Source organism: Nonomuraea fuscirosea, assembly GCF_035917475.1.
Taxonomy (GTDB): Bacteria; Actinomycetota; Actinomycetes; order Streptosporangiales; family Streptosporangiaceae; genus Nonomuraea; species Nonomuraea fuscirosea.
The window spans coordinates 10,943,673-10,970,657 of record NZ_CP109074.1; the positions used below are offsets into that span (position 1 = coordinate 10,943,673).

27 protein-coding genes are annotated in these 26,985 nt (G+C 71.0%); 11 read left to right on the top strand and 16 right to left on the bottom strand.

Features of this window, described 5'->3' with window-relative positions:
• Positions 1-17 precede the first annotated feature (17 nt).
• From OIE67_RS50470 to nikB, 9 genes are all read right to left on the bottom strand, one after another.
• A complete protein-coding gene (locus tag OIE67_RS50470; RefSeq protein WP_326634075.1) occupies positions 18-734 on the bottom strand; it encodes an SDR family oxidoreductase in 717 nt (238 codons plus the stop codon).
• A gap of 219 nt (positions 735-953) precedes the next feature.
• Positions 954-2,147 carry a phospholipase D-like domain-containing protein gene (locus OIE67_RS50475; RefSeq protein ID WP_326634077.1) on the bottom strand — a complete coding sequence of 398 codons (1,194 nt, stop codon included), beginning with the start codon at positions 2,145-2,147 and terminating at the stop codon, positions 954-956.
• Positions 2,148-2,297: 150 nt separating this feature from the next.
• Entirely contained in the window at positions 2,298-3,812 is a 1,515-nt protein-coding gene (locus tag OIE67_RS50480; RefSeq protein WP_106241540.1) for an ABC transporter substrate-binding protein, read from the bottom strand.
• A 21-nt stretch (positions 3,813-3,833) separates the two neighbouring features.
• Positions 3,834-4,628, bottom strand: a complete 795-nt coding sequence (locus OIE67_RS50485) for an endonuclease/exonuclease/phosphatase family protein (RefSeq protein WP_326634081.1) — start codon at positions 4,626-4,628, stop codon at positions 3,834-3,836.
• Positions 4,629-4,643: 15 nt separating this feature from the next.
• Complete coding sequence (locus OIE67_RS50490; protein WP_326634084.1) at positions 4,644-5,294, bottom strand: histidine phosphatase family protein; 651 nt, start codon at positions 5,292-5,294, stop codon at positions 4,644-4,646.
• Positions 5,291-6,304: an ABC transporter ATP-binding protein gene (locus OIE67_RS50495; protein WP_326634085.1), complete on the bottom strand. Its 1,014-nt coding sequence runs from the start codon at positions 6,302-6,304 to the stop codon at positions 5,291-5,293. The genes OIE67_RS50490 and OIE67_RS50495 overlap by 4 nt, the downstream gene beginning before the upstream one ends.
• Positions 6,288-7,292 (bottom strand): ABC transporter ATP-binding protein, encoded by a 1,005-nt coding sequence (locus tag OIE67_RS50500; protein ID WP_326634087.1) that lies wholly within the window; start codon positions 7,290-7,292, stop codon positions 6,288-6,290. Before OIE67_RS50500 ends, OIE67_RS50495 begins: the two co-directional genes overlap by 17 nt.
• Positions 7,292-8,215 (bottom strand): ABC transporter permease, encoded by a 924-nt coding sequence (locus OIE67_RS50505; RefSeq protein WP_326634089.1) that lies wholly within the window; start codon positions 8,213-8,215, stop codon positions 7,292-7,294. Before OIE67_RS50505 ends, OIE67_RS50500 begins: the two co-directional genes overlap by 1 nt.
• A gap of 2 nt (positions 8,216-8,217) precedes the next feature.
• The gene (gene nikB, locus OIE67_RS50510; protein ID WP_106241553.1) at positions 8,218-9,141 is read right to left on the bottom strand and encodes a nickel ABC transporter permease; all 924 of its coding nucleotides are present in this window, start codon (positions 9,139-9,141) and stop codon (positions 8,218-8,220) included.
• 502 nt (positions 9,142-9,643) lie between these two features.
• Here nikB and OIE67_RS50515 point away from each other — a divergent pair.
• From OIE67_RS50515 to OIE67_RS50525, 3 genes are read left to right on the top strand one after another with little or no spacing between them, the layout of a single operon-like run.
• Positions 9,644-10,606, top strand: coding sequence for a DUF6772 family protein (locus OIE67_RS50515; RefSeq protein WP_326634093.1), 963 nt, complete (start codon positions 9,644-9,646; stop codon positions 10,604-10,606).
• Between the two features lie 5 nt (positions 10,607-10,611).
• Positions 10,612-10,947: a hypothetical protein gene (locus OIE67_RS50520; protein WP_106241886.1), complete on the top strand. Its 336-nt coding sequence runs from the start codon at positions 10,612-10,614 to the stop codon at positions 10,945-10,947.
• Between the two features lie 41 nt (positions 10,948-10,988).
• Entirely contained in the window at positions 10,989-12,044 is a 1,056-nt protein-coding gene (locus OIE67_RS50525; protein WP_326634097.1) for a LacI family DNA-binding transcriptional regulator, read from the top strand.
• On the opposite strand, the gene OIE67_RS50530 is transcribed toward OIE67_RS50525, so the two are convergent.
• Positions 12,041-12,742 (bottom strand): alpha/beta fold hydrolase, encoded by a 702-nt coding sequence (locus OIE67_RS50530; RefSeq protein WP_326634099.1) that lies wholly within the window; start codon positions 12,740-12,742, stop codon positions 12,041-12,043. The two genes, OIE67_RS50525 and OIE67_RS50530, sit on opposite strands and share 4 nt — an antisense overlap.
• An 83-nt stretch (positions 12,743-12,825) precedes the next feature.
• Here OIE67_RS50530 and OIE67_RS50535 point away from each other — a divergent pair, with 83 nt between their 5' ends.
• Entirely contained in the window at positions 12,826-13,461 is a 636-nt protein-coding gene (locus OIE67_RS50535) for a TetR/AcrR family transcriptional regulator (RefSeq protein WP_326634101.1), read from the top strand.
• 53 nt (positions 13,462-13,514) lie between these two features.
• On the opposite strand, the gene OIE67_RS50540 is transcribed toward OIE67_RS50535, so the two are convergent.
• Both OIE67_RS50540 and OIE67_RS50545 read right to left on the bottom strand, forming a co-directional pair.
• Positions 13,515-13,979, bottom strand: a complete 465-nt coding sequence (locus OIE67_RS50540) for a DUF3592 domain-containing protein (RefSeq protein WP_326634102.1) — start codon at positions 13,977-13,979, stop codon at positions 13,515-13,517.
• A gap of 57 nt (positions 13,980-14,036) precedes the next feature.
• Positions 14,037-14,663 carry a TetR/AcrR family transcriptional regulator gene (locus tag OIE67_RS50545; protein ID WP_326634103.1) on the bottom strand — a complete coding sequence of 209 codons (627 nt, stop codon included), beginning with the start codon at positions 14,661-14,663 and terminating at the stop codon, positions 14,037-14,039.
• A gap of 171 nt (positions 14,664-14,834) precedes the next feature.
• Here OIE67_RS50545 and OIE67_RS50550 point away from each other — a divergent pair, with 171 nt between their 5' ends.
• Positions 14,835-16,235, top strand: a complete 1,401-nt coding sequence (locus tag OIE67_RS50550) for an NAD(P)/FAD-dependent oxidoreductase (RefSeq protein WP_326634105.1) — start codon at positions 14,835-14,837, stop codon at positions 16,233-16,235.
• Positions 16,236-16,244: 9 nt separating this feature from the next.
• On the opposite strand, the gene OIE67_RS50555 is transcribed toward OIE67_RS50550, so the two are convergent.
• Together OIE67_RS50555 and OIE67_RS50560 are read right to left on the bottom strand one after the other, a co-directional pair.
• A complete protein-coding gene (locus OIE67_RS50555) occupies positions 16,245-17,030 on the bottom strand; it encodes an AfsR/SARP family transcriptional regulator (protein ID WP_326634107.1) in 786 nt (261 codons plus the stop codon).
• Positions 17,031-17,087: 57 nt separating this feature from the next.
• Positions 17,088-17,225, bottom strand: a complete 138-nt coding sequence (locus OIE67_RS50560; protein WP_181307583.1) for a hypothetical protein — start codon at positions 17,223-17,225, stop codon at positions 17,088-17,090.
• Positions 17,226-17,349: 124 nt separating this feature from the next.
• Here OIE67_RS50560 and OIE67_RS50565 point away from each other — a divergent pair, with 124 nt between their 5' ends.
• From OIE67_RS50565 to OIE67_RS50585, 5 genes are all read left to right on the top strand, one after another.
• Positions 17,350-20,283, top strand: coding sequence for an AfsR/SARP family transcriptional regulator (locus OIE67_RS50565; protein ID WP_326634109.1), 2,934 nt, complete (start codon positions 17,350-17,352; stop codon positions 20,281-20,283).
• Between the two features lie 345 nt (positions 20,284-20,628).
• Complete coding sequence (locus tag OIE67_RS50570) at positions 20,629-21,813, top strand: ThiF family adenylyltransferase (protein WP_326634111.1); 1,185 nt, start codon at positions 20,629-20,631, stop codon at positions 21,811-21,813.
• 43 nt (positions 21,814-21,856) lie between these two features.
• Positions 21,857-22,729: a hypothetical protein gene (locus tag OIE67_RS50575; protein ID WP_326634113.1), complete on the top strand. Its 873-nt coding sequence runs from the start codon at positions 21,857-21,859 to the stop codon at positions 22,727-22,729.
• Positions 22,730-22,746: 17 nt separating this feature from the next.
• On the top strand, positions 22,747-23,724 hold the full coding sequence (locus OIE67_RS50580; RefSeq protein ID WP_326634115.1) for an ATP-binding cassette domain-containing protein: 978 nt from the start codon (positions 22,747-22,749) through the stop codon (positions 23,722-23,724).
• Between the two features lie 336 nt (positions 23,725-24,060).
• A complete protein-coding gene (locus OIE67_RS50585) occupies positions 24,061-24,882 on the top strand; it encodes an ABC transporter permease (RefSeq protein WP_326634118.1) in 822 nt (273 codons plus the stop codon).
• Here the strand turns inward: OIE67_RS50585 and OIE67_RS50590 are convergent.
• A complete protein-coding gene (locus tag OIE67_RS50590; protein WP_326634120.1) occupies positions 24,860-25,660 on the bottom strand; it encodes a LytR/AlgR family response regulator transcription factor in 801 nt (266 codons plus the stop codon). The two genes, OIE67_RS50585 and OIE67_RS50590, sit on opposite strands and share 23 nt — an antisense overlap.
• A 74-nt stretch (positions 25,661-25,734) precedes the next feature.
• Between OIE67_RS50590 and OIE67_RS50595 the strand changes: the two genes are divergently transcribed.
• On the top strand, positions 25,735-26,319 hold the full coding sequence (locus tag OIE67_RS50595) for a hypothetical protein (protein ID WP_326634122.1): 585 nt from the start codon (positions 25,735-25,737) through the stop codon (positions 26,317-26,319).
• On the opposite strand, the gene OIE67_RS50600 is transcribed toward OIE67_RS50595, so the two are convergent.
• Positions 26,236-26,949, bottom strand: coding sequence for a serine hydrolase domain-containing protein (locus OIE67_RS50600; protein WP_326645735.1), 714 nt, complete (start codon positions 26,947-26,949; stop codon positions 26,236-26,238). The genes OIE67_RS50595 and OIE67_RS50600 overlap by 84 nt on opposite strands.
• Between the last annotated feature and the right edge of the window lie 36 nt (positions 26,950-26,985).

Below are 26,985 nucleotides of genomic sequence, written 5' to 3' on the forward strand. Positions count from 1 at the left end.
GGACCGGGCCGGCGTTGCTATGGGAGCACCGGTATCGGTACCGGGCCGGGCATCGACAGCGTGGCCTTGACCGCGGCGGTCTGGGGGTCGGCGAGGACCTCCTCGTGCCCGGACTCGACGCCGTCCAGGGCCCGCGCCGCGACGATGGCGGGGTCGATCTTCGCGTCGGCCGGCACCCGGGCGGCCATGTCGGTGTCCATGAAGGCCACGAACAGCCCGGTGACCAGCACGCCGTCGGGCCGCAGCTCCTCGCGTACGGCGTCCGTCAGCGCCAGCCCGGCCGTCTTCGAGGCGCTGTAGCCGCCTTGTGCGGCGAGGTGCAGCCACGACGCGGTCGACAGCACGTTGAGCACTCCTGCGCCGTCCGCCGCCGCCCCGTTGCGGGTCAGGATCGGGGCGAAGGCCCGCAACATGTTCAGGGTGCCGTAGTAGTTGGTGTCCATGAAGGCGCGGATGCGGGCCATGTCGCCCGTGAGCACCGATTCGCGGGCGCCGATGCCGGCGTTGTTGACCAGGAGGGTGACGTCGCCGGCCACCTCGGCCGCGCGGGCCACGTCGTCGGGGTCGGTGATGTCCAGCCGCAGCGGTACGACGCCGGGCAGGTCGATGGTGGCGGTGTCCCTGGCCGCCGCATAGACCTTGGCCGCACCGCGTTCGACCAGCTGGGCGGCCAGGTGCCGGCCGAGACCCCGGTTGGCGCCGGTGACCAGCGCGACGGAATTACGGATTCGCATGGCAGCTCCCCCAAAGTCGTCTACCGTCGGACGCCGCCCATCGGGAGGCGGCGACCTGACTTATCTCAACACAAGTTAGCCTCTGACTATTGCGGGAGCAAGCCAGACGCGCAAAGAAAACGGCGCCGGAAGAGTTCCGGCGCCGTTCCTCGTCGTCTCCGTGTCACCCGGCCTGGGCCTCCGGGTTCGTGTCACCCGGCCTGGGCCTCCGGGTTCGTGTCACCCGGCCGGGATCGCGCCGACCTCCCACACCCGGGCGAAGTTGGCGGCGTACGCCCGGACGACGGAGCGTTCGGACAGTTCGACCATCGCCTCGTCGTTGCGGCGCAGCGAGGTGGCGTTGAAGTTGTGGCTGCCGGTCATCACCCAGCTCCGCCCGGGCGCCCGGTCGGTGACCACGATGTACTTGGAGTGGATGCGCCCGGCGGGGGTCGAGCCGTCGAGCACCCGCCGCCCGACGTGGGCGGCGTCCAGCGCGGTGGTGACGGCGTCGTCGGCCGGGCCGTGCACCACGCGCACCTGGCAGCCGGCCCTCACCAGCGCGGCGAGCCGGTCGACGATCGCGAGCCGGGTGTCGTCCCATTCGGACTGGCCGATCTCGACCCGGGTGCCGTTCCTGGGCGCGCACCGGACCTGGCCGAGCCGCTGCTCGATCGGGTCGCGGTCGGCGACCGGGTAGAACTGGGCGGTGATCCGGCCGCCCCGCCCGCCGGCGGTGACGACGGTGTCGTAGTCGGGGTTCTGCACCTCGGCGGCGAGGTCGTCGAAGTACTTCCCGTACCCCTGGAACAGCTCGCGGTTGCCCGGCAGCACGACCAGGTTGTTCCAGTAGCTGGTGGAGTTGACGTCGGTGAGGTTGTTCGAGGCCTGGACGACGACGTCACGCCGGCCGCCGGTCTCGGAGAAGAGCGAGATCTTGTTGTGCATGCCCTTGGTGCCCTGGCAGGAGGTGGTGTTGCCCTCCGGGCTCATGTGGCTGCAGACGTGCACCCACGAGGTGGCCGACTTGTCGGTGCCGAGGGTGGCGATCAGCTGTTCGGCGGCGGGGTTGTCGATCTGGTAGCCGTCGATGACCATGCGCACCTGGACGCCGCGCCGGTACGCGTCGAGCAGCACCGCCACGTAGTCGGCGCCGGCGTCGCCCGAGATGACGAACTCGGCGATCTCGATCGACGACCCGGCCGGGGCCTGCTTGATCAGCGAGCAGATGCGTTCCACGACCGCGGTCGGGGTGCCCGCGACGGGGTCGTTGAAGGCGGCGCCGGTCGTGACCGGCACCTCGGCGGCGTTACGGCAGGCGCTGCGGGCCGGCTCCGGCAGGGCGGCCTGCGCGGCGGGAACGTTGATCGCGGACACGGCGAAGGCGGTCAGTGCGGCGAGCCCGGCCAGGAGGGCGGGGCGGATTCGAGGCATGGGCGTTTCCTTGTGCTTGCTGTGCTGAGGGTGAGCGGAAGGGCTTCAGCGCTGTTCGGCGGACACCTGGTGGAAGGGCTTCAGCGCGGTTCGAGGGACACCTGGTGGAAGGGCTTCAGCGCGGTTCGAAGGACACCTGGCGGATGGGCGTCAGCCCTGTTCGACGGAGACTCGTGAGAAGTCCGGCCGTCCGCTGACCGGCATCTCCAGCCCCTTGACGTTGTCGCGGACGGCGTAGTTGTTCTTCAGGTCCACCGGGAAGATGCCGACCGCCTCATCCCAGATGATCTTGCTGGCCTGGGCGTACAACGTCTTGCGCTCGTCCTGGTCCAGCGACCCGCGCGCCTTGGCCAGGATCGAGTCCAGCTCCTTGTTGCAGTAGCCCATGCGCTTGGCGTCACAGGTGTAGAGCCGGTTCAGGGTGAAGTCGGCGTCGCCGGTGCCGGTGGTGTTGGTCTGGAGGTTCATGTCCCACTTCAGGGCGGTGAAGTCCTTGAGCCAGGTCGCCCGCTCCTTCTCCTGCGGCTGCACCTTGATGCCGACCTTCTCCCAGGAGGAGATGAACGCCTGCGCCATGGCCCGGATGTTCGGCCCGCCCGCCAGCGGCCACTGGATCGTGGCGGTGATCCCGTCGGGATGCCCGGCCTCGGCGAGCAGCTTCTTCGCCCGTTCCGGGTCGTAGGCGTACGGTTCGAGCTGGGTCGAGCCGAAGACCGCCTGCGTGATCGGCGACCGGGCCACCGTGCCGAGGTCGCCGAACAGGCTGCCGACGACGCCCTTGACGTCGATCGCGTGCAGCATGGCCTGACGTACCTTGACGTCGTCGAACGGCTTGTTGTTCTGGTTGAACCAGATGAAGTAGTAGTTGAAGCTCGGGCCGGTCCCGTACGTGATGCCGTCCACGCCGGACACCTCGGCCACCTGGTCCGGCGGGATCGAGGCGAGCACGTCCACCTCGTCGTTGTTCAGCGCGGTGATCCGGGCCGAGACCTCCGGCATGTTGAGGATCTCCAGCTTGGCCACCTTGGCCTTCTCGCCCCAGTAGGTGTCGTTGCGGCTGAGCTCCACCTTGTCGTCGGGGCTGAACGAGGTGAACGTGAACGGCCCGGTGCCGATCGGCCGCTGCCAGTACGCGTCGTCGGCGACCTTGTCGCCCTGGCCGATGAACACCAGGGACAGCGTGCTGGGCAGGGTGCCCAGCGGAGCCGAGGTGTGGAACGTCACCGTGCGGTCGTCGGTGGCGTCGACGCCGGTGATGGAGGCGAGCAGCGGGGCCAGCGACCCCTTGAGGCTGATCAGCCGCTCCACGGACCCCTTGACGTCCTTGGCGGTGAAGGGGGTCCCGTCGCTGAACTTCACCCCTTCGCGCAGGTGGAACACCCACGTCTTGTCGTCGGGGCTCTCCCATGACGTGGCCAGCTTCGGGGCCGGCTGACCGTCCTTCATCACCGTGAGCGTCTCCAGCCCCTGCTGGACGGTGGTCTGGACGGCCTCTTCCGCGGGGAACTGCTGGACGTCCAGCGACACGGGGAACAGCTGTGGCGCGTACCGCAGCACCTGCTCACCGCCGTCGGCGGCGCCGCCGCCGGAGCCGCCGCAGGCCGCGAGGCCGAGCACGAGGGCCATCGCGACGAGGCCGCCCTTGGCCCGGGAACGTGCGATCATTGCCTGTCTCCTTGCTTGGTTCTACGCCGTCACGGACGGCAGGGTGAAGGTCGCGGCGACGGGCTTGTGGTCCGACGGGGCGGTGCCTGCTGAGAAGAAGTCGACGACCTCGCTGGCCCGGGTGGCGATCGGGCCCTTGGCGAAGATCCAGTCGATGGCCTTGGACGGGGACCCCAGCGGCGACAGGCGCGTGCCGCGTTCGGTGACGAACGGCAGCGGCGACACGGGGTGGGTGACCGGCGACGTGCGTCCCAGGGCGGTGAACGAGTCGAGGAAGCCGCTGTTGCCGAGCACCCACAGCGGCTGGCCGATGTCGTTGATGTCCACGGTGAACAGGCAGGCCCCGTCGCCGGCGAGCTCGTCCAGGGCGGCGGCCACCTGCTCCGCCTGCCCGGTGCGCAGGTTGCGGCGGTCCTCCTGTTCCCGCTCGTGGCCCGGCCAGGTCAGGTGCGCGGTGGCGAACACCAGCGGCCGGGCGCCGTCGATCCTGGGGCGCAGCCGGACCCAGAACAACCTGGCGTCGGGGGCGAGGATGCCGACGTTCGTGGCCCCGTACTCCACCAGGTCGAACAGCTCTTCCCGCCACCACAGGTTGCTCTGCGTGCCCCATCCGGGGAAGTCGTCGTGGACGCGCGCGTGCCCCGGCATGGCCTCATCGAGCACCGCGCGCGAGCGCGGCCGGAGCTCCTGGGTGGCGAGGAGGTCGGGCGGCCGGGTGGTGAACAGGTCGCGGATCGCCGGCTCGCGCTGCTCCAGCTCCCAGTCGCCCCACAGGTTGTAGGTCATGGCGACGAAGGTGAACGATCCGGTCAGCATGCTGATCCTTTCGATTCAGTCGGCCCGCGCGGCCTGCGCGGCCCAGGTGGTCGGCGCGTTGTACTCGACCACCGCGTGGTTCCGCCGCTCGCCCGCGTAGCCGATGACGGTCAGCGAGGTGTTCACCGGCGGGGCGAAGCTGAGGTGGCCGGGCACCGGCAGGCGCAGCGCGGCTGCGGCGGCCACCCGGATCGGGCCGCCGTGGGTGAACACCACGACAGTCGCGTCCCCGGCCACGTCGCCGGCCGCGTCGACGAGCGCCTGCCACACCCGCCGGCGCAGCTCGGCGAACGTCTCGCCGCCGCCGCGCCGCACGTCCTCCCCGCGCCCGACGGCCGCGAGCACGTCCGGGTACTCCGCCGCGATCTCGGTGAAGGGCCGGCCGGCCCAGGAGCCGATGTCCGCCTCACGCAGCCGGGCGTCCAGCCTGGCTTCGAGGTCGAAGTGCCGTAGGTACGCGTTCGCCGTGTCCCTGGCCCTGGGCAGATCGCTGGAGACCACCAGGTCGGGCCGGCCGAACCGGGCCAGCAGCGCGGCCGCGGCCACCTCGGCCTGTTCGCGACCGGTGGCGGTGAGCCCCGAGTCGGACTGTCCCTGGTAGCGCTCCTCGACGTTCCACACCGACTCGCCGTGCCGGACGAGGACCAGGCGCACCCTGCCCGTCATCGCGCACCCGCCGCGGCGACCGGCAGCTCGGGGAAGTGACACGCGGACGAGTGCTCGCCCAGCCGGACGGCCAGCGCCGGCTCCTCCGTGGCGCACCGATCCTGCGCCTTCCAGCACCGGGTACGGAACCGGCAGCCGGACGGCGGCGACACGGGCGATGGAATGTCACCCTTGAGGAGGATCTGCTGCCGGGGCGGCGCGGCCCAGGGGCGGGGCACCGGTACCGCGGACAACAACGCCTGCGTGTACGGATGCACCGGAGCGGCGAAGATCTGCGCCGTCGTCCCCGTCTCCACGACCTTGCCGAGATACATCACCGCGACCTCGTCACTGATGTGCCGCACCACGGACAGGTCGTGGGCGATGAACAGGAAACTGAGCCCGAGCTCCTGCTGCAGGTCGACGAGCAGGTTCAGTACCTGCGCCTGCACCGAGACGTCCAGCGCCGACACCGCCTCGTCGCAGATCACCAGCCGGGGCCGCAGCGCCAGCGCGCGGGCGATGCCGACCCGCTGGCGCTGCCCGCCGGAGAACTGGTGCGGGTAGCGGTCGGCGTGGTCCGGGTTCAGCCCGACCCTGGCCAGCAGGTCCTTCACCTCGGCGGCCCACCGGTCGCGGGGCACGACCCCGGGGTTGATCAGCCACGCCTCGCTGATGATCTGTTCGACGGTGAGGCGGGGGTTGAGCGACGCGTACGGGTCCTGGAAGATCATCTGGATCTGCCGGCGCACCTGCCGCAGCTCGGCCGGAGGCAGGGTCAGCAGGTCCTGGCCGTCGAAGACCACCTGGCCGGACTCCGGCGGCTCCAGGCCGATGACGGTCCTGGCCAGCGTGGTCTTGCCCGAGCCCGACTCGCCGACCAGGCCGAGCGTGCGGCCCGCGGGCAGGTCGAACGAGACGCCCGAGACGGCCTGGACGGCGCCCGCCTTGCGCCGCAGCACGCTGGAGCGGATCGGGAAGCTGGTGCGCAGATCCCGTACCGACAGCAGCGGGTCAGTGGGGGACGACATCGGCGGCGACCTCCTTCGCGTGGTGGCAGGCGGCGCGGTGCGACCCGGGACGGCCGGGCACCTGGGCCAGCTCCGGCCGCTCGGTGCCGCAGACGTCGGTGGCGAAGTCACACCGGGGCTGGAACGGGCAGCTCACGGACAGCCGGGTGAGGTCCGGCGGCGAGCCCTTGATCGGCGTCAGCCGTTCGCGCGGCCCGTCCAGCGCCGGGATCGAGGCCATCAGGCCGCGCGTGTACGGATGCCCGGTCGTCTCGTAGACCTCGCGCAGCCCGCCGGTCTCCACCACGCGGCCCGCGTACATGAGCATGACCCGGTCGGCGACGCCGGCCACCACGCCCAGGTCGTGGCTGATGAGGATCATCGCCATCCGATGCTCCGCCTTGAGCTCGGCGAGCAACGCCATGACCTGCGCCTGGACGGTGACGTCCAGCGCCGTGGTGGGCTCGTCGGCGATGAGCACGCGCGGCTGGAGCGCGATCGCCATCGCGATCATCACCCGCTGCCGCATGCCGCCGGAGAACTGGTGCGGATAGTCGTCCACCCGGCGGGAGGCCGCCGGGATGCCGACCCGGTCCATCAGCTCGATCGCCTGGCGCCGCGCCTCGGCACGGGAGGCGCCGCGCCGGCGCCGGAACAGCTCGCCGATCTGCGCGCCGACCCGGAACACCGGGTTGAGTGAGCTGAGCGGGTCCTGGAAGACCATCGCCAGGTCGGTGCCGTTGAGCCGGCGGCGCTCTGAGCGCGGGCGGGTCAGCAGATCCGTGCCGGCGTACACGATCCGGCCGCCGGTCACCTCGCCCGCCGGGCGCGGGACCAGCCCCATCAGGGCCTGGGCGGTGACGCTCTTGCCGCTGCCGGTCTCGCCCAGGATGGCCAGGGTCTCCCCTTCTGCCAGGTCGAAGCTCACCCGGTCGACGGCGGTGACGGTGCCCGCCCGGGTACGGAACCGTACCGTCAGGTCCCGTACCGACAACAGTGGATCGTCCATCACATGCTCCTCAGCCGCGGGTCGAAGCGGTCGCGCAGCGCGTCGCCCAGCACGCCGAAACTGATCACCAGGACGGCCAGGCCGATGCCGGGGATCGTGGAGATCCACCACGCGTTGGACAGGTAGTCCCGGCCGTTGGCGATGGTCAGCCCCCAGCTCGGCGTGCTGGCCGGGGTGCCGAGGCCGAGGAAGCTCAGGGACGCCTCGGCCAGGATCACGTGGCCCAGCTCCACGGTCGCGACCACCAGGATCGGCGCCGTCACCGACGGCAGGATGCTGCGCGTCACCAGGTGCCAGGTCCGGGCGCCGAGCGTGCGGGTGGCGTCGACGAAGTCGCGGCTCTTCAGCCCGAGCACCTGGCTGCGGGTGACCCGGGCGAACGTCACCCAGTTGGAGATGGACAGGACGATGACGACGTTCACCACACTGGGCCCGAGGATCGAGGCGATGAAGATGGCCAGCAGGATCGACGGGAAGGTGAGCTGGATGTCGGCCAGCCGCATCAGCACCATGTCGAGCCAGCCGCCGAAGTACCCGGCGGCGACACCGGCCGCGACGCCGATGACGCCGGCCAGGACCAGGGTCGCCACGCCGACGGTGATCGACACTCGTGCGCCCTGCAACATCTGGGCGAGCACGTCCTGGCCGACCTGGTCGGTGCCGAAGATCGCGGTGTGCCCGTCCGGCAGGACGAAGCCGGGCGGTTTCAGCCGGGAGCCGAGGTCCGTCGCCACCGGATCGAACGCCAGCAGCATCGGCCCGACGACGGCGGCGACGACGTAGAAGGCGACCACCGCCAGCGAGACGATGATGCGCAGCCGTCCGATCCTGACCCGGCTCCTGCCCGCCGGGCGGACCTCGCCGGCCGGCGGGGTGGAGTCGTCGGCGCTCTGGGGCAGAACCTGCTCGGTCGACCTGTTCATCGTCACCGTCCCAGCCGAATGCGCGGATCGAGGTAGCCGTACAGGACGTCCACGACCAGATTGATCAGGACGAAGCCGCCGGCGATGAGCAGGATCGCGGCCTGCACCACGTTGTAGTCACGGGCCGAGATCGAGTCGATGAGCAGCCGCCCGACGCCGGGCCAGGAGAAGACCGTCTCCACGATGACCGCGCCGCCGAGCAGCTTGCCGAACTCCAGCCCGGCCACCGTCACGATCGGGATCAGCGCGTTGCGGATGGCGTGCTGGGAGATGACCAGCCGCTCGGAAAGGCCCTTGGCCCGCGCGGTCTGGATGTAGTTCTCGTGCACGACGTCGAGCAGGCCGCTGCGGGTCAGCCGGATCAGCACCGCGACCAGCGGCAGGGCGAGCGTGACCCCCGGCAGGATCAGCCGGTCGAAGCCGCCGTGCCCGCCGCTGGCCAGCACGTGCAGCTGCCGGGCGAACACCAGGATGAACATGATCCCGATCCAGAACGACGGCATGGACTGGGACAGCAGCGCGAACACCGAGACGATGCGGTCGGCCAGGCGGTTCACCCGCAGGGCGCCGAGCACGCCGAGCGCGACGCCGAGCACCAGGCCGATCACCATCGCCACGACGGCCAGTTGCAGGGTGAGCGGGAACTTCTCCGTCACCAGGCCCATGGCGTCACTGTGGTAGCGGTAGGAGTCGCCGAAGTCGAAGCGGACCACGTCGCCGAGGTAGATCCCGTACTGCACCGCCAAAGGGCGGTTCAGCCCCATCTGCTCGCGTAACTGGGCGATCTCGGCCTGGGTGGCGTCGGAGCCGAGGATGAGCTGGGCCGGATCGCCGGGAACCAGCCGGAGCACCAGGAACACAATGGTCACGGCGCCCCACAGCACGAAGACGGCGAACAGCGCGCGCCGGATGAAGTACGCGGTCATGGCCGGTCCGATCGCGGTCGGTCGGCGTCCCGTTTCAGCATCGCCAGGCAACTCCTGGGTGAGCCAGGACGCGGCGGGCGTCTGGCGGTGACGGCTTGAGGGTGGAGGAGGGCCGGCAGGCGAGCCGGCCGGACTTCGGAGGGTGGTCCACAGAGGCGGCGAGCCGTCGGCCGCAGGGGAGCGGCAGGATGACCGGCTCGCAACATTAACGTTAATGCGATTGGTGGCTGATGCTAGGACTGAGGATCGTGGGCGTCAAGGGTCGGGATCGGCTTTTCCGCTTGACACCGTCCTGAACGATCTCGACTTCTCTGCTTTGACCTGCGCATATGTGATTCACCATGTCATCGGACGGGACGTGAGGCGGTCACCCGCAGGGTTGACGTCCGTTCAACATGAACGTTAATGTCCGGGCCAACCGTGTGATCCGCTCCGGTCGATCGGCCGGGCGTGGACCTTCGCCATTTCCGTATGGCCTCAACCTTTTCCAGGAGCCTCCGGCATGACCATGACGGAGCGGCCAGACCTGGCCGCAGAACTTCGCGCCGCGATATTGTCGGCGGACCCGAGGCTGTCGAAGTTCTCCCCGCTTCGGCGCATCCTCACCTACGACGACTTCAACTCCGGCGCCCATGGCTGGACCGAACTGCTGGGCAATTACAACGGCAACGGCGACCTGTCCACGGTCGACGACCACATGCGCGACTTCCGGCCGCCGCAGCTGTCCAACTGCTCGTTCTTCGACATCGGCAGCCACGGGGCGATGACCGGCTCGTACGCCCTCAAACTGGCCACCCGGCCCTACGAGGGGCACACCGCCACCGCCATCAGGCGGCTCACCATGAGCGGGCGCGGCCTGCTGCAGATCGAGGCGTACTTCACCTTCAAGGCCGAGGCGACCATCGACGGCAGCACGGGCGACCAGTTCGGCGACGTCACCTGGGACGGCAACCTGCACCCGTCGGAGGCGCAGTTCGGCTGCTTCACCGTGGCGACCGACCTCTGCGGCGACGGCGGCCTGCGCTACCACACGGTGGCCCGCTACCTGAACACCACGCTGGACAACACGCTGTCACGGCAGTGGGTCTATCCGACCGTGCCGGAGCCGACGCCGCGCGAGCACCTTGAGGGCAAGGTCAAACTGGCCTACGGGGCCGACTTCACCGCGCCCAACCCGGAGGACTGGCAGCCGTTCGGCGAGCCGCAGGAGCTCTGCTACAACGAGGTGCCGACCAAGGTCAACTGGCACTACCTGCGCTGGGTCATCGACACCGGCGCCCGGCGCAGCGTCGAGTTGCAGGTCAACGACCGGGTCATGGACATGTCCTCGATTCCAGTGCCGCCGTACGAGGAGCGCTACGACTCGCTCGAGAACCTGCTGAACTTCTACTTCTCGGTGCGCACCCATTCGTCGGTGCGCAACTTCCTGTTCCTCGACTCGGTTCTCATTTCCACGGAGTGGTGACGTTCATGCGGCAGGTGCAGACGGCGGTTCTCGAACGGGACACGACTTTCGACGCCGATTTCGCGACGGAACCGTACGAGGTGGCGTGGGCCGGTGAGGCGCGGTGGTTCGTGCACACCCTTTCGGCGTCCGGCGAGGACGTCGCGGTGCGGCTGGTCACCCAGATCTCGCCGGACGGATTGACCTGGTGCGACCTCGACGGCCACGAGCACGTGGTCACCGGTCCCGGCCTGGTGACCTGGCCGGTCGAGCGGTTCGGCCAGTGGCTGCGGCTGCGCGGCACCGTGACCGGCGGAAATCCGTCGGCGAAGCTGCGCATCTATCTCACCGCCAAGAGCTGAGCGCGACCGGGAGAAGGCACGGGAGCGAGCGGGAGCAGGGCATGCGCAGGGCCGGGGGCCGGCGTCACACGCTGCGGGACATCGCCGCGGCGTTGAATCTGTCGGTCAACACCGTTTCGCGTGCCCTGTCGGGAAAGGACGGCATCGGGGAGAAGACCAGGGCGCTGGTACGCGCCGAGGCGGAGCGGGTCGGCTACGTGCCGAACAGCATGGCCAGGTCGCTCGTGACCGGCTCCGCGATGACCTTCGGCCTGGTCATCACCAACCCGTCCAACCCGTTCTACGCGCAGCTGATCTCCAGCATCGAGTTACGCGCGCGGGAGCACGACTATTCGCTGCTGCTGACGGTGACCGACGAATCGGCGGAGAACGAGGCGCGGGCCGCGGAGTCGCTGCTGCGGTCGTCGGTGAGCGGGGCGATCGTCGTACCGGTGCAGGCGGGCGCCGATCCGTGGCAGCGGCTCGGCGCGGTCGGCGTGCCCACCGTGCTGCTCAACCGGGACCTGCCCGACCTGGGCTACCGCTTCGTCGGCACCGACAACGAGCTCGGCGGCTATCGGGCGACCGCGCACGCGATCGCCTGCGGCGCCCGCTCGATCGTGGTGCTGGAGGAGGACCTGCCGATCACCACCATCGCCGACCGGATCGCCGGCTACCGCCGCGCCATGACCGAGGCCGGCCTGTCCATGCCGCGGGGCAGCGTCATGCGGGTGCCCACCCGCCGCCACGACCAGGCCGCCCTGCCGTGGCAGCCGCAGCAGGCCTACCAGGTGGCCCGCCGCATGTTACGCCGGGCCAGGCTGCCGGACGCGGTCGTGGTCGGCAACGACTACTTCGCCCTCGGCCTGTATCGCGCGCTGGCGGAGCACGGGCTCAAGGTGCCGGACGACCTGATGGTGATCGGCTTCGGCGACCATCCGTTCTCCGCGTTCCTGTCGCCGTCGCTGACCACGGTCCGGCTGCCCGCCGAGGAGGTCGGCGAGATCGCCGCCGATCTGCTCCTTGAGGAGATCGCGGGCGGGCGCAGCGCCCGTCCGCTGAAGCAGCTGATCGCCCCCACGCTGGTGGAACGCGACTCGACCGCCAGGAAACGCTAGTCCAGCGCGGCGAGCAGGGCCTTCGCCACGTCGTCCGGGTGCGTGAGGATGGTCTCGTGGGTGCCGGGCAGCGGCACCGGCTCGACGCCGACGCGGGCGGCGAGTTCGGCGCCTGGCGCGGCCAGCCCCCGGTCCTTCTCGGCGAGGAGGTAGGCGATCGGCAGGCCCGCGAAGTCCACGGTGTCCAGCGCGTCGAGCATGTAGTTCCCCGGCTGCGGGACCAGCAGGTCGTACACGAGCCGCTGCACCTGCTCCGGCTCGTCCTGCATGAGGGACTGACGGAACGACTCGAAGTCCACGGAGACGGTGTGGTCGGGTGACGCGGCGATCGTCGAACGGAGGAAGGCGCCCACCTCCGGGCCCATCGCGTCGGCCATCGACTCACCGGCACGCGGGACGAACGCGCTGACGAAGACGATCCCGCGCAGGCGGCCGCGCAGCCGCGGTACGGCGCCGGCGATCGGGATGCCGCCCCAGCTGTGGCCGACCAGCACGACGTCGGTGAGGTCGCGGCGCTCGACCTCATCGACCAGGTACGTCACCGCGTCGGCCAGCCGCGGCTCACGCGCGTCGTCACCCGCCGAGAGGCCGGGCATGGTCAGCGCGATGCCCCGATGACCGGCGTCGGCCACCCGCTGGGCCACCGGATGCCACGACCACCCGCCGTGCCAGGCCCCCGGAACGAAAACGTAGTTCACCTGCGACTCCAAGCCTATGAATAGAGACATGCTCTGCTCATCAGAGTCTAACTCTGATCAACCGGGCGGGTAGCATGCCTCCCGTGCCGACCAGGTCATCGAAGAGCGCCGGAGCGAGCAGGCGGGCGGAGTACGCCGCGGCGACCCGCCGGGCGATCCACGAGGCCGCGCGGGAGTTGTTCAGCGCCCAGGGTTACTTCGCGACCACCGTGGACGACATCGCGGCCGCCGCCCGGGTCGCGCCGGCCACGGTGTACGCGGTGGGCGGCGGCAAGCAGGGCCTGCTCAAGGCGATCATCGAGGCCAGGACCACCGCGCCGGACGTGGCCGAGACCCACGCCCACATCGCCGCCGCGACGGACGCGGCCGAACTGGTGCGCTTCATCGTCAACGCCACCCGGGTCCGCTTCGAGCACTCCCGCGACCTGATGCGGGTGGTCGCCGACACCGCCCCGCACGACGCGGGCGCCGCCCAGGCGCTACGGACCGCGCAGGCCAGCCTCCGCGACGGCCTCACCCGTACCGCCCGGCGCCTGGCCGAACTGGGCGCCCTGCGACCCGGCGCCGACGCGGAGGAAGCCGCGGAGACGCTCTGGTTCTACCTGAACAACAACGCCTACTTCACCTTGACCGACGACAACGGCTGGTCGCTGGAGAAGGCCGAGCGCTGGCTGCGCGACTCACTCCACCACGCCCTGCTGAACGGCTCGGACGCCTAGCTCCCCTGCGGGCGCGACGGCCGGCGACCCGGCGTCCGGGACCGCGGCCACGGTCAGGCTCGCCGCCGGGCCATCCGCCGTCCGCGCACGAAAAGGAGCAGACCGAGCGGCGTGAACACCACGCCCAGGCCGCCGGTGATCAGCGGGCCGAGATAGGCCGACCAGAACGAGGAGATCCGCGCGTCGCGCGGATCGGCCGGGTCGTAGGCGACGGGTACGGCTTCGCCCTCCGCGTAGGCCGGCGGGTTGCTGCCGGTGGAGCTCTCGAACGAGTACTGCCTGCCCGCGACGGTGAACGTGACGGTCGGGTACCACGTGGTGCTGCGGCGATGACGACCGTCGGAATCCCGGGTCGTGCTGGTGCGGGCGGTCAGCTCGATCACGGTCCCGTCCGTTCGCTGCGCCGAGGCCAGGAAGCTCGCCGTGGAGGCGGCCAGCACGAGGGTGACGCCCAGCAGAACCAGGCCGACCAGAGCGAACAGTCCGCCGACGCGGGTGATGAGCCGTTCGTTATGCATGGGACAAGTGTGTCCTACAGGGATGATCGCGCCGGACCTGGCGGGCAGCACGCGAGGTCACAGCTGGAAGCCGGTCCGCAGGCGGGCGACGGTCTCTTCCAGCACGGCGGGCAGGTCGAACGCGCCGCCGCTGCCGGCGGCGAGCCACGCCATCGTCATGGATCCGCAGAGCATCCTGGTGAGGCTGAGGATCTCCGGGTCGGTGGCGTCGCGGCCGGCCCGTTCGGCGAACAGCTCGGCCATCCCGCGCATGCTGGAGGCCAGGCTGCCCATGTTCGCCGCCCACACCTCCGGAATGGTCACCACCAGCCGGGCCCGGTCCTGGATCTCCACGTGCTCGGAGCGGGCGGCGCCGGTCTCGTCGAAAGCGGTGCGTACGGCGTTGTGCAGCGCGGCCAGCACCCCCAGCTCCGGCGGCTGCTCGCGGAAGGCCGCGATGAACGGCCTGATCATCAGGAGGTCGTCGTCGAGCACCACCAGGTCGTGCTTGGTGGGGAAGTAGCGGAAGACCGTGCTCGGCGCGAGATCCGCGGCGGCCGCGACCTGCTCCACCGTGGTCGCGTGATAGCCCTGCTCGCCGAACAGCCGCAGTGCGTGCCGCTGGATCGCCTGCTTGGTCCTGGCCCGCTTGCGTTCCCAGGCTCCTCCGGACGATCGGCTTCCGGGCTGTTCACTCGTCACCACGTCGCGCTTCGCTCCTCAACGCACGGTCACAGCTGCAGCGGTCATCGTACGCCTCGCCTGCGCGACGCCCGCTGGCCTGGGAGAACCGCGCCCGCTCAAATCGTGGTGTAACCTCCGATTTTGCGAGTTAACTCTCAGACTGAAACTGAACTCCCAGAACAGGAGCAGCTGATGACGACCAGGATCGAGGCCGACTACCTCGTGATCGGCGCGGGCGCGACGGCGATGGCCTTCGTGGACACGCTGCTGAGCGAATCGGACGCGACCGTGGTGATGGTCGACCGCTACCACCAGCCGGGCGGCCACTGGACCGTCGCCTACCCGTACGTACGGCTGCATCAGCCGTCGGCCATGTACGGCGTGAACTCCCGCCCCCTCGGCGACGACACGATCGACCGGACCGGCCTGAACGCCGGTTTCTACGAACTGGCCAGTGCCGCCGAGGTGTGCAGCTACTACGACCAGGTCATGCGGCAGACGTTCCTGCCCTCAGGCCGGGTGTCGTACTTCCCCATGGCCGAGTACGACGGCGCCGGCCGCTTCCACCTGACGACCTCCGGCGACGCGTACGAGGTGACCGTACGCCGGAGGGTCGTGGACACCACCTACCAGGGCGTGACCGTCCCGGCGATGCGCCCGCCCGAGTTCCCGGTCGCCGCCGGCGTCCAGGTGGTGCCGCCGAACGCGTTGCCGGCCATCCGCGACCCCTATGAGCGGTACGTCGTCGTCGGCGCGGGCAAGACCGGGATCGACGCCTGCCTCTGGCTGCTGGAGCAGGGCCTGGCCCCTGAACGCCTGACGTGGATCATGCCCCGCGCGCCCTGGCTCATCGACCGCGTCACCGTGCAGCCGATCCCGCTCCGCCGTGCCGAGGACATCGGGCGGGATTTCCTGGCCAAACACGAAGCCGTCATGAGCGCCGCATCCCTGCCCGACCTCTTCGACCGGCTCAACGCCGCCGGCGCCCTGCTGAAGATCTTCCCCGACGACCGGCCGACGGCCTTCCGCTGCGCCACCGTCTCCCAGGCCGAGCTGGAACGACTACGCCGGATCGAAGACGTCGTGCGCCTTGGCCGGGTGAAACGCATCACCGAGACGGAGATCGAACTCGACGGCGGCGCCGTCCCCGTCGGCCCGGGGGCGCTGCACGTGGATTGCACCGCCGACGCCGCCAAACAGCTCCCCGTCGTCCCGATCTTCCAGGACGGCCTCATCACCCTGCAGTCGGTCCGCGTCTGCCAGCCGGTGTTCAGCGCCGCCCTCATCGCGCACGTGGAGGCGGCCTATCCGGACGACACCGTGAAGAACGACCTGTGCCCCGTCACGCCGAACCCGAGAACCGACGTGGACTGGCTGCGCTTCGCCCTGTCCGCGAACGCCGAGGCGCTGCGCTGGGCCGGCGACGACGACCTCGACACCTGGCTGCGCACGTCCCGGCTGCAACCGAACATCGCCCCGCCGATGCCGGAAGACCCGGCCGAACGAGCCGCCTTCGCCCGCCAGTCCCTGACCATGCTCCAGGAACAGAACGCCCGCCTCGAACAACTCCTGCACGCGCACGAGGTGGGGTGACAAGCGGCGTCACAGGGCGGGCTCGTCGCGCAGGATCGCCGTGTGCATGGTGCGCAGCACGTGACCCGGCTCCAGCCCCAGCTCCTCCACCAGCACGGCACGCCCCCGGCGGTAGACGTGCAGGGCGTCCGCCTGACGTCCTGACCGGTGGAAGGCGAGCATGAGCTGGGCCCGGATCCGTTCCCGCAGCGGGTGCTCGGCCACCGCCACGCCGAGCACCCCCACCAGCTCGCGGTGCCGGCCGAGGGCCAGCTCCGCCTCGGCCCAGTCCTCCAGCACGCTCAGCCGCAGCTCCTCCCAGCGGCCGGCGACCGCGCGCAACGGCTGGCTGCTGATCCCGGCGAGGACCTGACCGCGCCACAGCCCGAGCGTCTCCCGCAGCAGCGCCGCCCTCCTGGCGGGCGGCGCCTGACGGGCCTGGTCGAGGTTGGCCTCCGCCTGATGGGCGTCGAGGTCGACGGCGCGGATCCGGTAGCCGGACGGCACGGTCTCGATCAGATCGGGATCGCCGCCGCCGGTACGCAGCGCCTTGCGCAGCGCGCACACGGCGATCATCACCTGGTTACGCGCGGAGGACGGAGGATCGTCCCCCCAGACCTGGTCGATGAGCCGCTCCATGGCCACGATCCGCCCCTCGGCCAGGAGCAGCGCCGCGAGGGTGGCCTGGGCCCGCGGCCCGCCCATGTGGACCGGCCGCCTCCCGATGGTCACCATGAGCGGCCCCAGGATGCCGAACCAGGTGTCCGGCCGCGTCGCGGCGGCCGGTGCCACAGGCGCGGCGATGATTTCGTGCATGACGACGATCCCCCGATCCCGGTCCCGTGCACGGCGGCACGACCCGCCGTACGGTGGTCAGCACCACTCGCACTCACCTGCCTGAACACTGACAGGCGCCTGCTGCTGAGCGTCGATCTGGGCGGCCGTCCCGACGCTCGCCCCCGTGAGCGTGGAGAGCGCCAGCACGAGAATCGCGAGTTTCCGCTGGAACATGTGGTATTTCCTCCCTGCCGACTGTGATCAGTACGGATGCTGCCAGAATCCGATTTCAGTCCGTTTACAGAAGGCGTGGAGGGTGTCAGTCACCCTGGCGGACGGCTGTACCGGGGGGAGACGTATGGTTCACCAGGACGAACGCGCCATGCTCGCGATCGGCGTTCTCGGGGGCCTGGAGATCCGGAAGCTGGGCCGCGAGGTGACCGTCCCCGGGCGCAACGGTCCCTGGCTGCTGGCCGGGCTGGCTCTCGGAGGCGGCCGTCCGATCTCGGAAGACCAGCTGACCGAGTGGGTGTGGGGGCCGTCCGGGGCGAGCGTGGGCGCGTTGCGTACGGGGATCTCCCGCATCCGCACCTGGCTGCGCGACCGGATGTCGCTGCCCGGCGCGATCGAGCTGACCCCGCAGGGCTACCGGCTCGACCTCGCCCGCGTCCGGCTGGACGCCGCGCGTTTCACGGAGCTGACCGAGGAGGCCGCGGCCGAGCGCGACGCCGAGCGCCGGCTCGGCCTGCTCCAGCGGGCGCTGGCGGAGTGGCGCGGCCCGGTATTGCTCGGCGCCCCGGAACGGCTGCGCGACTGCCCCGAGGCGCACCGGCTGGACACGGCGCAACTGACGTCCGTGCTGGACGTGGCCGACCTCGCGCTCGCCCTCGACCGGCCGCAGGACGCCGTCGATCACGTGGTGCGCCTGGCCGGGCGGCACCCTTACGACGAACGCCTGCACGCGCGCCTCATCACCGTGCTCGGCGCGTCCGGCCGCAGGGCGCAGGCGCTGCGCTGGTTCGAGGCCACCAGGAAGAGGCTCGCCGACGAGCTCGGCGTGGACCCCTCGCCCGAGCTGCGCGACGCCCACGCCGCGCTGCTGGCGGAGGAGTCCCGCGCCGCCGGCCGGAAACCGGCCCGCCCGGCGGTGCCCAACATGCTCCCGCCGGACGTGACGGACTACACCGGGCGCGAGGAGATCCGGCGGGAGCTGCGGCGCCACCTGTGCGACCCGGGCCGGAACACCGTGGCGATCGCGGCGATCGCCGGTATGGGCGGCGTGGGGAAGACCGCGCTCGCCCTGCATCTGGCGTACGAGCTGCGGGCGGAGTTCCCCGACGGGCAGCTCTACATGGACCTGCACGGCACGGGGACCCAGACCGAGCCGGTCGATCCGGCCGAGGTGCTCAGCCGGTTCCTGCGCATCCTGGGCGTGGGCGGCGACTCGATCCCGCCGACGCTCGACGAGCGGGCCGAGCTGTTCCGTACGCAGATGGCCGACCGCAAAGCCCTGATCATCCTGGACAACGCGGCCGACACGGCCCACGTCATGCCGGTCCTGCCGGGAAGCCCGTCCTGCGCCGTCGTCGTCACCAGCCGCAGGCCACTGGGGTCGCTGACCGGCGCCCGGCAGGTGGATCTCGACGTGCTGAGCCCGGCGCAGGCCACCACACTGCTGGAACGGATCGTGGGAGAGGATCGGCTGGCCCGGGATCCCGCCGCGGCTCAGGAGCTTCCTTCGCTGTGCGGCTATCTGCCGCTGGCGCTGTGCATCGCCGGCGCCCGCCTCGCGGTCAAGCGGCACTGGACCGCCACCACGCTGGTGTCGCTGCTCAGCGACGAGCGACGCAGACTGGACGAGTTCGCCTACGGGCCGCTGCACGTGCGGGCCGTGTTCGCGCTCAGCTACCAGGGCCTGGAGCCGGACGAGCAGCGCGCCTTCCGGCGGCTGGGGCTCATCGAGGCCACCAGCTTCGCCTCGTGGGCCGCCGCCGCGCTGCTCGATGTCGACGTGCCCGAAGCGGACAAGCTGCTCGAAACCCTGGTCGACGCCCAGTTGCTGCAAGTCGCCGCGACCGACTCGGCCGGGCGGACCCGCTACCTCTTCCACGATCTGGTACGGCTCTTCTCACGGGAGACGGGCGAGGCCGAGGACTCGGCCCAGGTACGCAGGGAGGCCGTCGAACGCCTGCTGAGCTGCCTGCTGTCGGTCAGCAGACAGGCGTACAGCGTCCTGTACGGCGGCGAGCACCAGATCGTCCGCGGTTCCCCCCGACGCCCGCGCCTGCCCGCCGACTACGTCGAGGAGCTGGTCGCCGATCCGGTGGAGTGGTTCGAGACCGAGCGGCTGACCATCGTCGACGCGGTGCACCTGGCCGCGAGCACCGGGCACGAGGAGCTCTGCTGGGACCTGGCCTGCACGACCGCGATCTTCTTCTCGCTGCTGAAATACCTCGACGACCAGCACACGATGCTGGAGACCGGCTACGCGGCGGCCGAACGGGCGGGCGACGTCCGGGGCATGGCGGCGGTGCTGCAGCGGCGGGGGATGCTCCACGTGGACAAGGCGCTCTACGACCTGGGGCGGGCCGACTACGACCGCTCGCTGGAGCTGTTCCGGCAGGCGGGGGACGTGCACGGCCAGGGCATCGCCCGCACGTACCTGGCCATGGTCGATCGCTTCGTGGGCCACTTCGACCAGGCCATGAGCCGCTACGAGCAGGCCCTGGACGAGCTGAGAGCGGCGGGCGACCTCGGCACTGAGGCGTTCGTCCTGCGCAACATCGCGCAGATCCACCTCGACCAGGACCGGCTCCAGCTCGCCAGGACCAATTTCGAGGCCGCCCTGGCGATCTACGAGCCGCTGGACACCCCGCGCGGCCTCGCGCAGACCCTCTACTGGCTGGGCAGCCTCGACCTGCGGGAGAAGAGGTACGACGAGGCCCGCGACGCCTTCACCAGAACCCTGGCCGGCGCCCGCACGATCGGGGACCGCGTGGGGGAGTCGCTGGCCCTGCACGGGCTGGGGGAGTCGAGCATGCGGCAGGGCCTGCTGGAGGAGGCTGAGGTCGTGCTGACCCAGGCGGTGGACATCGCCCGGAGCCTGAAGAGCCGGCTCATCCAGGCCCGCGTGCGGACGTCACTCGGCGAGCTCTACCACGTGGCCGGCCGGCCCACGGAGGCCGCCGCCCAGCTGGAGACGGCCGTGGAGATCGCCAGAACCATCGGCACCAAGCCCATCGAGACCCGGGCCGCCGACCTCCTGAACGAGGTCCGCGGCTCCACCACCTGAGCCGCCGACCGAGTCGTCCCGGGTTCTCTCCCGTTCGATGTCCCCTTGCACCCGTTCGTGACCTCCACCTGCCGTGCGGCGCCGAGAACTCCGCACCATGAGATCAGACCCGCTCGAAAGGGGTCGAAGTCCCAGGAATGGAGGTGATTTCACATGCGCATCGTCATCCGTCGTCCCGAGAAGATCGAGGCCACCGCCTGGTGGATCGTCGCCTGATCCACGCCATACGGTTCAGCGCTCCCCGGGCGGCCACACGGCCGCCTGGGGCGCGCTTCCCCGTCGGCATCTCAGGAACGCTGCCGACCCCGAAGGACAGCTGACATCTCACGGAAAGCGAAAGGCGACATGGCCGGTCATCCTGCGAACCAGACGACCGATGCGGAGCCCGCGGCCGACGGGAATCCGCGCATCAAGGAGATCTACCCCCGCTACCGGCTCGACGACCGCCGATTCCGCATCGGCGCGCAGCTCGGCATCACCGCGGAGTTCGACGACGCCGGCGGTGAGGTGTGGGACCTCGCGGAGTCGCTCGACGGACGGCCGGTGCCGGAGGTCGTGGCGGCCGTACGGCGACGTCATCCCCACCTGAGCGTGTCCGACGTGCTGGACGGCATCGCCACCCTCGACCACGAGGGTTTCGTCGAGTCGGCGGCACCGGGCGGGCACACCGAGGACGACTTCGACGCCCGCCTGCTGCCCAACATCCGCTACTTCAGCCGGTTCGAGGGGATAGCGGGCAACCGCTACCGGGCGCAACAGCGCCTTCAGGACTCCACCGTGCTGCTGCTCGGCCTGGGCGGCGCGGGCTCGAACTTCCTCACCCTGCTGTCCGGGGTCGGCGTCGGCCGCGTCATCGTGGCCGACCACGACTCCGTGGAGGCGGCGAACCTCGGCCGCCAGCTTCTCTACCGCGAGAAGGACATCGGCGTGCCGAAGGCGACCGCCGCCGCCGACGCCCTCGGGCAGATGAACTCCAGGGTCGAGGTGCGCCCGCACGTGCGGAAGGTCGACTCCGCCGAGGACGTCACCGATCTGCTCGACGGCGTCGACCTGGTGATCTGCGCGATCGACGAGCCGCCGTTCATCGCCCAGCGCCGGGTGAACGCGGCCTGCGTCGCGCGGAACGTCCCGTGCGTCTACGGACTGTCCCAGGTCACCAGGGGCCGCGTGTTCACCGTCGTCCCCGGCGTCTCCGGCTGCTTCGACTGCCTGAACATCAACTACAGCCAGAAGGACCCGGTGTTCGTCGCGCAGTTCCGCGGGTTCATGCGCAGCGGCTGGGAGGCTCCGTCCATCGCCTACGCCCCCGCCCTCTTCCAGCTCTCGGCGGTGGCCGTGGACGAGGCCGTACGGGTCCTGACCGGCTACGCCCCGCCCCGCTCCGTCGGCGTGCAGTTCGAGATCGACTACGAGGAGGGCACCGCGTTCCACCTCAACGACTGGCCGCGGCTGCCCGAGCTCTGCCCGACCTGCGGCACGGGCACGGAGTCGGACTGGGAGGTCTTCCGTGAGTACCGGGAAGGCGCCTAGCCGAGCGGCGACCCCAGCAGCGGCCTCAACAGCGACTCCGGCTGTGGCTCCGGCGGTGACGCTGCGCCGGCGCGGGCCGGACGCGTGGGCGCTGGCCTCCCGGGACGGCCCGCTCATCGTGGACGCCCGCACCGCAGACGCGGCCCGGCACCTCCAGCAGGGCATCACCCCTGACGAACTGCCGGCAACGCTGCCCTGGCTGACCCCGGCGGACGCCGAGGAACTGGCCAGGATCGTCGATGACGGCGCGGAACACGCGAGGGACCTCGAACTGACGGATCCCGCGCACCCGGCGCTACTGCGCGCGGTCGCGCCGATCGCGCTCGCCGGTCTCGTGCTCTCCGCGTCCGCGCTCCTCGTCGCGGGAACGGTCCCGGCGGGCGGCGCCTTCGCCCCGCCGGGCGTACCCCCGCTGCTCGCGGCCGCCGTCGCCGTCCTGGTGGCGGTCGTCACGACGGCGCTGCACGAGAGCGCCCACGTGCTCACGGGACGTCCGCGCGGCGGCCCGCTGCCGAGGGTACGCCTGCGCTGGTGGCGGGCGGTCACGACGGCCGACCTGACCCACACGTGGGGGTGGGCCAAACCCCATCAACTCGCCGCACTCGGCGCCGGCGTGGCCGTCGATCTTGCCGTGCTGGCCGCGTTCGCTGGCTGGACCGCGCTCGGCGGCGGCTGGTTCCCCCGGCTCGTCGTCGCGGTGCTGGTGGCCCGGCTGATCTGGCAGGGCGGGACGCACCGCCGTACCGACGTCTACTTCGCGGTGGCCGCCGTCCTCGACAGCCCCTCGCCGCGGCAGGCCGGGTCGCCGCGCGTGCGCCGGCTGTTCGCGGCCCTCGCCGCACTGGGCGTGTGCCTCGACCTGGTCCTGCTGTACGGCTGGCTCTGGCGGTGGATCGCCGCCGTCACCGGGCTCTGACGCTCCGGGAGGAAACGATGACAGCGTCCGGCTCCATCGTCATCGAGGGGCTCCGCAAACGGTACGAACACGGCAGACCGGCCGTGGACGGCCTCGACCTCGTCGTCCCCGGCGGCACCGTACACGCCCTGCTCGGGCCGAACGGCGCGGGCAAGACGACCACCGTACGCATCCTCGCCACCCTGCTGGCCCCGGACAGCGGCCACGTCCTCGTGGCGGGCGCGAACCTGCGGACGCACCCCCACCTCGTCCGCGAGCGCATCGGCCTGTGCGGCCAGCACGCCGCGCTCGACCACCGGCTGACCGGCAGGGAGAACCTGCACATGCTCGGCCGGCTCGCCGGGCTGAGCAGAGCGGCGGCCCGCGAGCGGACCGGCGAGCTGGCCGAGCGGCTCCGGCTCGCGGACTTCGCCGGCAAGACGGTCGCCGACATGTCCGGGGGCATGGCCCGGCGGATCGACCTGGCCGCGGCCTTCCTGGCCAGACCACGCGTGCTCTTCCTGGACGAGCCCACCACCGGCCTCGACCCCGTCGCCCGCCTGGACGTGTGGGAGCTGGTGGGCGAGCTCGTCGCCGCCGGCACGACCGTGCTGCTCACGACGCAGCACCTCGACGAGGCCGAACGGCTGGCCGACGCGGTCAGCGTGCTGCGCGACGGCCGGCTGATCGCGAACGGCACTCCCGGGGAACTGAAACGGCAGGCGGGCGGGCCCCGGCTGGAGATCGTCCTCCGGCATCCGGACCAGCGCCGCCCGGTGCTGTCCGTTCTGGAGACGCTCGCCCTGTCGGGGATCACCACCGGCGACCGCGCGATCGTGGCGCACCTGGCCGCCACCGACCCGCTGGCGCTGCTCGGCACGGCCGTGCGGGCCCTCGCCTCGGCCGGCGTCGAGGTCGAGGAGCTGGCGCTGCGGCGCCCGTCCTTAGAGGACGTCTTCGTGGCCCTGACCAGCGAGCCGAGGAAGCACCGGCAGGAAGAGAGATCGTTCACTTGACATCCTCCCCCTCCGAAAGGAGGGGGATTCCCACGGTCGCCCGTGAGGCTTCCTGCTTCACTGCCGGTCGCCCGCCCGAGAAGGGAAACTCTCGTTGAGGTCTTACACCAGCTCCACAGGCGTTTTGCCTCTCCGCCAGCCCGGCGGCGAGGGTGTTCCTGATCGTTCGTCCGGCGGCTTGGTTGTCGCCACCGCCGAACAGATTAACGAACCGTGCCGTGTCGCGCGGCGTTTTGACGCCGGTTCGCCTGACGGCGAACCGGCTGCTCCTGTCCTGCTCCGCAGGGGTCCGATTCCTCCCCCGCCTGAAGGCGGGGGTTTCCTCGGAGGTATCTGATGACCGCACCGTCGCTCGTCCGCGCGACGCGCGTGATCGGCGCGCGCAACGTGCTGCGTCTGCGCCGCTCACCCGACCTCATCGCGGTCGTCGCCGTGCAGCCCGTGCTGTTCGTGCTGCTGTTCGGCTTCGTCCTCGGCGGCGCCATCCAGGTGCCAGCGGGCGACTACCAGGCGTTCCTGGTCACGGGGGTGCTGGTGCAGACCGTCGTGTTCGGCTCGGCTCTGGCGGGCATCGGCATGGCCGAGGACCTCGAACGCGGCGTCGTCGACCGGTTCCGATCGCTGCCCGTGCCCCGCGCCAGCATCGTCATCGCCCGCGTCCTGTCCCAGCAGATCACGGGCGCGCTCGGGATCTCGGTCACGGCCGGCTGCGGGCTGCTCCTGCAGTGGCGTCCCCACGGGGGGCTCGCGGGGTCGCTGGCCGCGTTCGGGCTGCTGATGCTCTTCGGCCTGGCGATGAGCTGGGTCAGCGTCACGATCGGATGCGCCGTCCGCTCGACCGAGGCGGCGCAGGTGGCCTGCTACGCCTGGCTCTTCCCGGTGACCTTCGTGTCCGACGCGTTCGTCCCGACGGACCGGATGGCGATGCCCGTACGACTGATCGCGGAGTGGAACCCGATGAGCGCGGTCACCACCACGGTGCGCGCCCTTCTCGGCGACGGCGCCCCGGCGGCCGGCGGCTGGCCGCAGGAGCACGCCCCGATGCTGGCGCTGGGCTGGTGCGCGGTTCTCATCGCGACCTTCCTGCCCTGGTCGGTGCACGTCTACCAGCGGCGGACCGCCGGCCGGTCACGGCCTACGTCGGCAGGCCGAGCGTAAGGCGGAGCTGGTCACGGTAGGTGCGCCCGGAGATGAGGCTGTCGCCCGTGGACAGGAAGAGGCGCAGCTCGCCGTGCCGGAGGATCTCGACCTCGCGGATCCGGTCCAGGCGCACGATGAGCGAGCGGTGCACGCGCAGGAACGTCCGCGGATCCAGCCGCTCCTGGAGCAGCGTGAGCGTGCCGCGGACGAGGTGAGTCCGGGAGCCGACGTGGATGCGCGCGTACTTGCCCTCGGCCCTGATGTAGTCGATGGCGGCCAGGTCGAGGAACTGGATTCGACCGGCGCCCTCGATGGGCAGCCGGCTCAGCGGCGGCGGCCCGGCCACCCGCTCACCGCCGGAGAAGCGGTCCAGCGGCGACGTCCCGGCCGATCGCCCATCAGCGGCCAGGTGGCTGACCACCCGGGCCAGCGCGTCTTGGAGCGCGACCCGGTCGCACGGTTTGACCAGCCGATCGACCTCATGAACCTCCGCGGCACCCGGCAGAGGCGCACCTGCCGCCGCCATCAGCACGACAGCCGGCCGCCGACGGCCCCGGAGAACGTCGAACACCTCTAAGCCGCCCTCCTCCGGCCGCCCCGGATCCAGGAAGACCAGATCCGGTCGGCGCCGTTTCATCGCCTCAGCCGCCGCCCGCGCCGTCGCGCACGCGGCCACCAGCTCGACTTCCTGGTGGCGGCACAGAAGCCGCTCCAGCTGGGCACGCGTCGCGTGGTCATGATCGACGATCAGCGTGCGCAGCCGCGCGGCGCGGGAGTGGGAAGACTGGCCCGGCATGTTCACCTTCCGCAAGTCGATGGCAGGTCGCGTGGAGCACGCTAGCGACGGCTGCTTTAACTAGGCTTTAGGCGATGACCGGACCCGAAAAAGCCGCGCTCGATCCGGCAGCTCTCCGGAACGCGGTGACCGACCAACCGGCGAGCACGGCGGGAGCCTGGGCCGGCGGGGCTGCCTCGGTCGAAGGGTTCCTCCGGCGGGTCGTCGCCGACCTCGACCGCATGCCGGCGTTACGCGTTCACCATGCCGAGTTCGGGAACTACGGCTCGGGCTACGCGTCGTACGTCGACGTCTTCGTCACCAGACGCGACGGCTCGGCGTGCCGCTCCGCGAACGGCTGGACGGAGGTCGAAGGGCTGCCGCTGGCGCTCTGCCGGCTCGCGCCGGTGGCGGTGCTCTTCACGCCCGGCAGTCAATCCTCGGGGCCGGACGGCGCCGGTAGCCGCGGCCTGCCGCAGCTGCCGCTGGTCGCGGACGATGCTCCGCCGGGATGGGCGGCGGAATACCGGCAGATCCGTCAGGTGCTCGATCGGCACGACCTCGGCCTGCTCGATGCTCGGCTACTCGGCCTGCCGTTAGAGCGGGGGCTTCAGGTGGACACCGTTCTCGGGGATCCGCCGTACACCGTGTTCGACGCTTGGTTCCACTGGGCGGACTGATCCGGCGGATCCATCGAGCGCGCGGTAGACGGCCTGGACGTAGGCGGCGGAGCGGGCGGAGCCCAGGATGTCGGCGCCCATGTCGTTCATCACGTACGCGATCGTCACACCCCGGTCGACGTCCATGATCGCCATGGATCCGCCCCATCCGCCCCAGAACGCGACGCGGCCGTCCGGCAGCCACGGCAGCGTGCGCCGGTCCGGCAGTGCGAATCCGATGCCCCACCGCAGGTGCAGCCCGTTGACGAGGTCGGGCCCGTTCGACTGCTCGGCGAAGATCAGGTCGAGGGTGGCCGGCTTGAGGAGCCGCGCGGACGAGGCGAGGATTCGGGCCACCGACCCGGCATTGCCGTGGCCGTTGGCCGCGCCGAGCTCCGCGGCCCGCCAGGCCGGCGTGTTGGCCGCCGCCGCGTCGGCCGCGGGCCCGGAGAAGGTCCGGTAGGCGACGCTGTCGGGGTCGAGCGCGGAAAGGTCGAGGCCGGCCGCCGGCGGGATGACGTCGGCGACCCGGCCGAGGTCCTCGTCGCGCACCCCGAGCTGGAAGTCGGCGCCGAGCGGCCCGGCGAGGTGCTGCCGGACGAACGCGCGCAGGGACAGCCCGGTCAGCCGGAACACCAGCTCGCCGATCAGATGGCCGTAGTTTGACCGGTACCCCGTAAAGGGCGA

Excerpts from the sequence above, each read along its gene's own strand:
- OIE67_RS50470 (WP_326634075.1), bottom strand. The coding sequence starts at position 734 with ATGCGAATCCGTAATTCCGTCGCGCTGGTCACCGGCGCCAACCGGGGT.
- OIE67_RS50475 (WP_326634077.1), bottom strand. The coding sequence starts at position 2,147 with ATGCCTCGAATCCGCCCCGCCCTCCTGGCCGGGCTCGCCGCACTGACC.
- OIE67_RS50480 (WP_106241540.1), bottom strand. The coding sequence starts at position 3,812 with ATGATCGCACGTTCCCGGGCCAAGGGCGGCCTCGTCGCGATGGCCCTC.
- OIE67_RS50485 (WP_326634081.1), bottom strand. The coding sequence starts at position 4,628 with ATGCTGACCGGATCGTTCACCTTCGTCGCCATGACCTACAACCTGTGG.
- OIE67_RS50490 (WP_326634084.1), bottom strand. The coding sequence starts at position 5,294 with ATGACGGGCAGGGTGCGCCTGGTCCTCGTCCGGCACGGCGAGTCGGTG.
- OIE67_RS50495 (WP_326634085.1), bottom strand. The coding sequence starts at position 6,304 with ATGTCGTCCCCCACTGACCCGCTGCTGTCGGTACGGGATCTGCGCACC.
- OIE67_RS50500 (WP_326634087.1), bottom strand. The coding sequence starts at position 7,292 with ATGGACGATCCACTGTTGTCGGTACGGGACCTGACGGTACGGTTCCGT.
- OIE67_RS50505 (WP_326634089.1), bottom strand. The coding sequence starts at position 8,215 with ATGAACAGGTCGACCGAGCAGGTTCTGCCCCAGAGCGCCGACGACTCC.
- nikB (WP_106241553.1), bottom strand. The coding sequence starts at position 9,141 with ATGACCGCGTACTTCATCCGGCGCGCGCTGTTCGCCGTCTTCGTGCTG.
- OIE67_RS50515 (WP_326634093.1), top strand. The coding sequence starts at position 9,644 with ATGACCATGACGGAGCGGCCAGACCTGGCCGCAGAACTTCGCGCCGCG.
- OIE67_RS50520 (WP_106241886.1), top strand. The coding sequence starts at position 10,612 with ATGCGGCAGGTGCAGACGGCGGTTCTCGAACGGGACACGACTTTCGAC.
- OIE67_RS50525 (WP_326634097.1), top strand. The coding sequence starts at position 10,989 with ATGCGCAGGGCCGGGGGCCGGCGTCACACGCTGCGGGACATCGCCGCG.
- OIE67_RS50540 (WP_326634102.1), bottom strand. The coding sequence starts at position 13,979 with ATGCATAACGAACGGCTCATCACCCGCGTCGGCGGACTGTTCGCTCTG.
- OIE67_RS50550 (WP_326634105.1), top strand. The coding sequence starts at position 14,835 with ATGACGACCAGGATCGAGGCCGACTACCTCGTGATCGGCGCGGGCGCG.
- OIE67_RS50555 (WP_326634107.1), bottom strand. The coding sequence starts at position 17,030 with ATGCACGAAATCATCGCCGCGCCTGTGGCACCGGCCGCCGCGACGCGG.
- OIE67_RS50560 (WP_181307583.1), bottom strand. The coding sequence starts at position 17,225 with ATGTTCCAGCGGAAACTCGCGATTCTCGTGCTGGCGCTCTCCACGCTC.
- OIE67_RS50565 (WP_326634109.1), top strand. The coding sequence starts at position 17,350 with ATGGTTCACCAGGACGAACGCGCCATGCTCGCGATCGGCGTTCTCGGG.
- OIE67_RS50570 (WP_326634111.1), top strand. The coding sequence starts at position 20,629 with ATGGCCGGTCATCCTGCGAACCAGACGACCGATGCGGAGCCCGCGGCC.
- OIE67_RS50580 (WP_326634115.1), top strand. The coding sequence starts at position 22,747 with ATGACAGCGTCCGGCTCCATCGTCATCGAGGGGCTCCGCAAACGGTAC.
- OIE67_RS50585 (WP_326634118.1), top strand. The coding sequence starts at position 24,061 with ATGACCGCACCGTCGCTCGTCCGCGCGACGCGCGTGATCGGCGCGCGC.
- OIE67_RS50590 (WP_326634120.1), bottom strand. The coding sequence starts at position 25,660 with ATGCCGGGCCAGTCTTCCCACTCCCGCGCCGCGCGGCTGCGCACGCTG.
- OIE67_RS50595 (WP_326634122.1), top strand. The coding sequence starts at position 25,735 with ATGACCGGACCCGAAAAAGCCGCGCTCGATCCGGCAGCTCTCCGGAAC.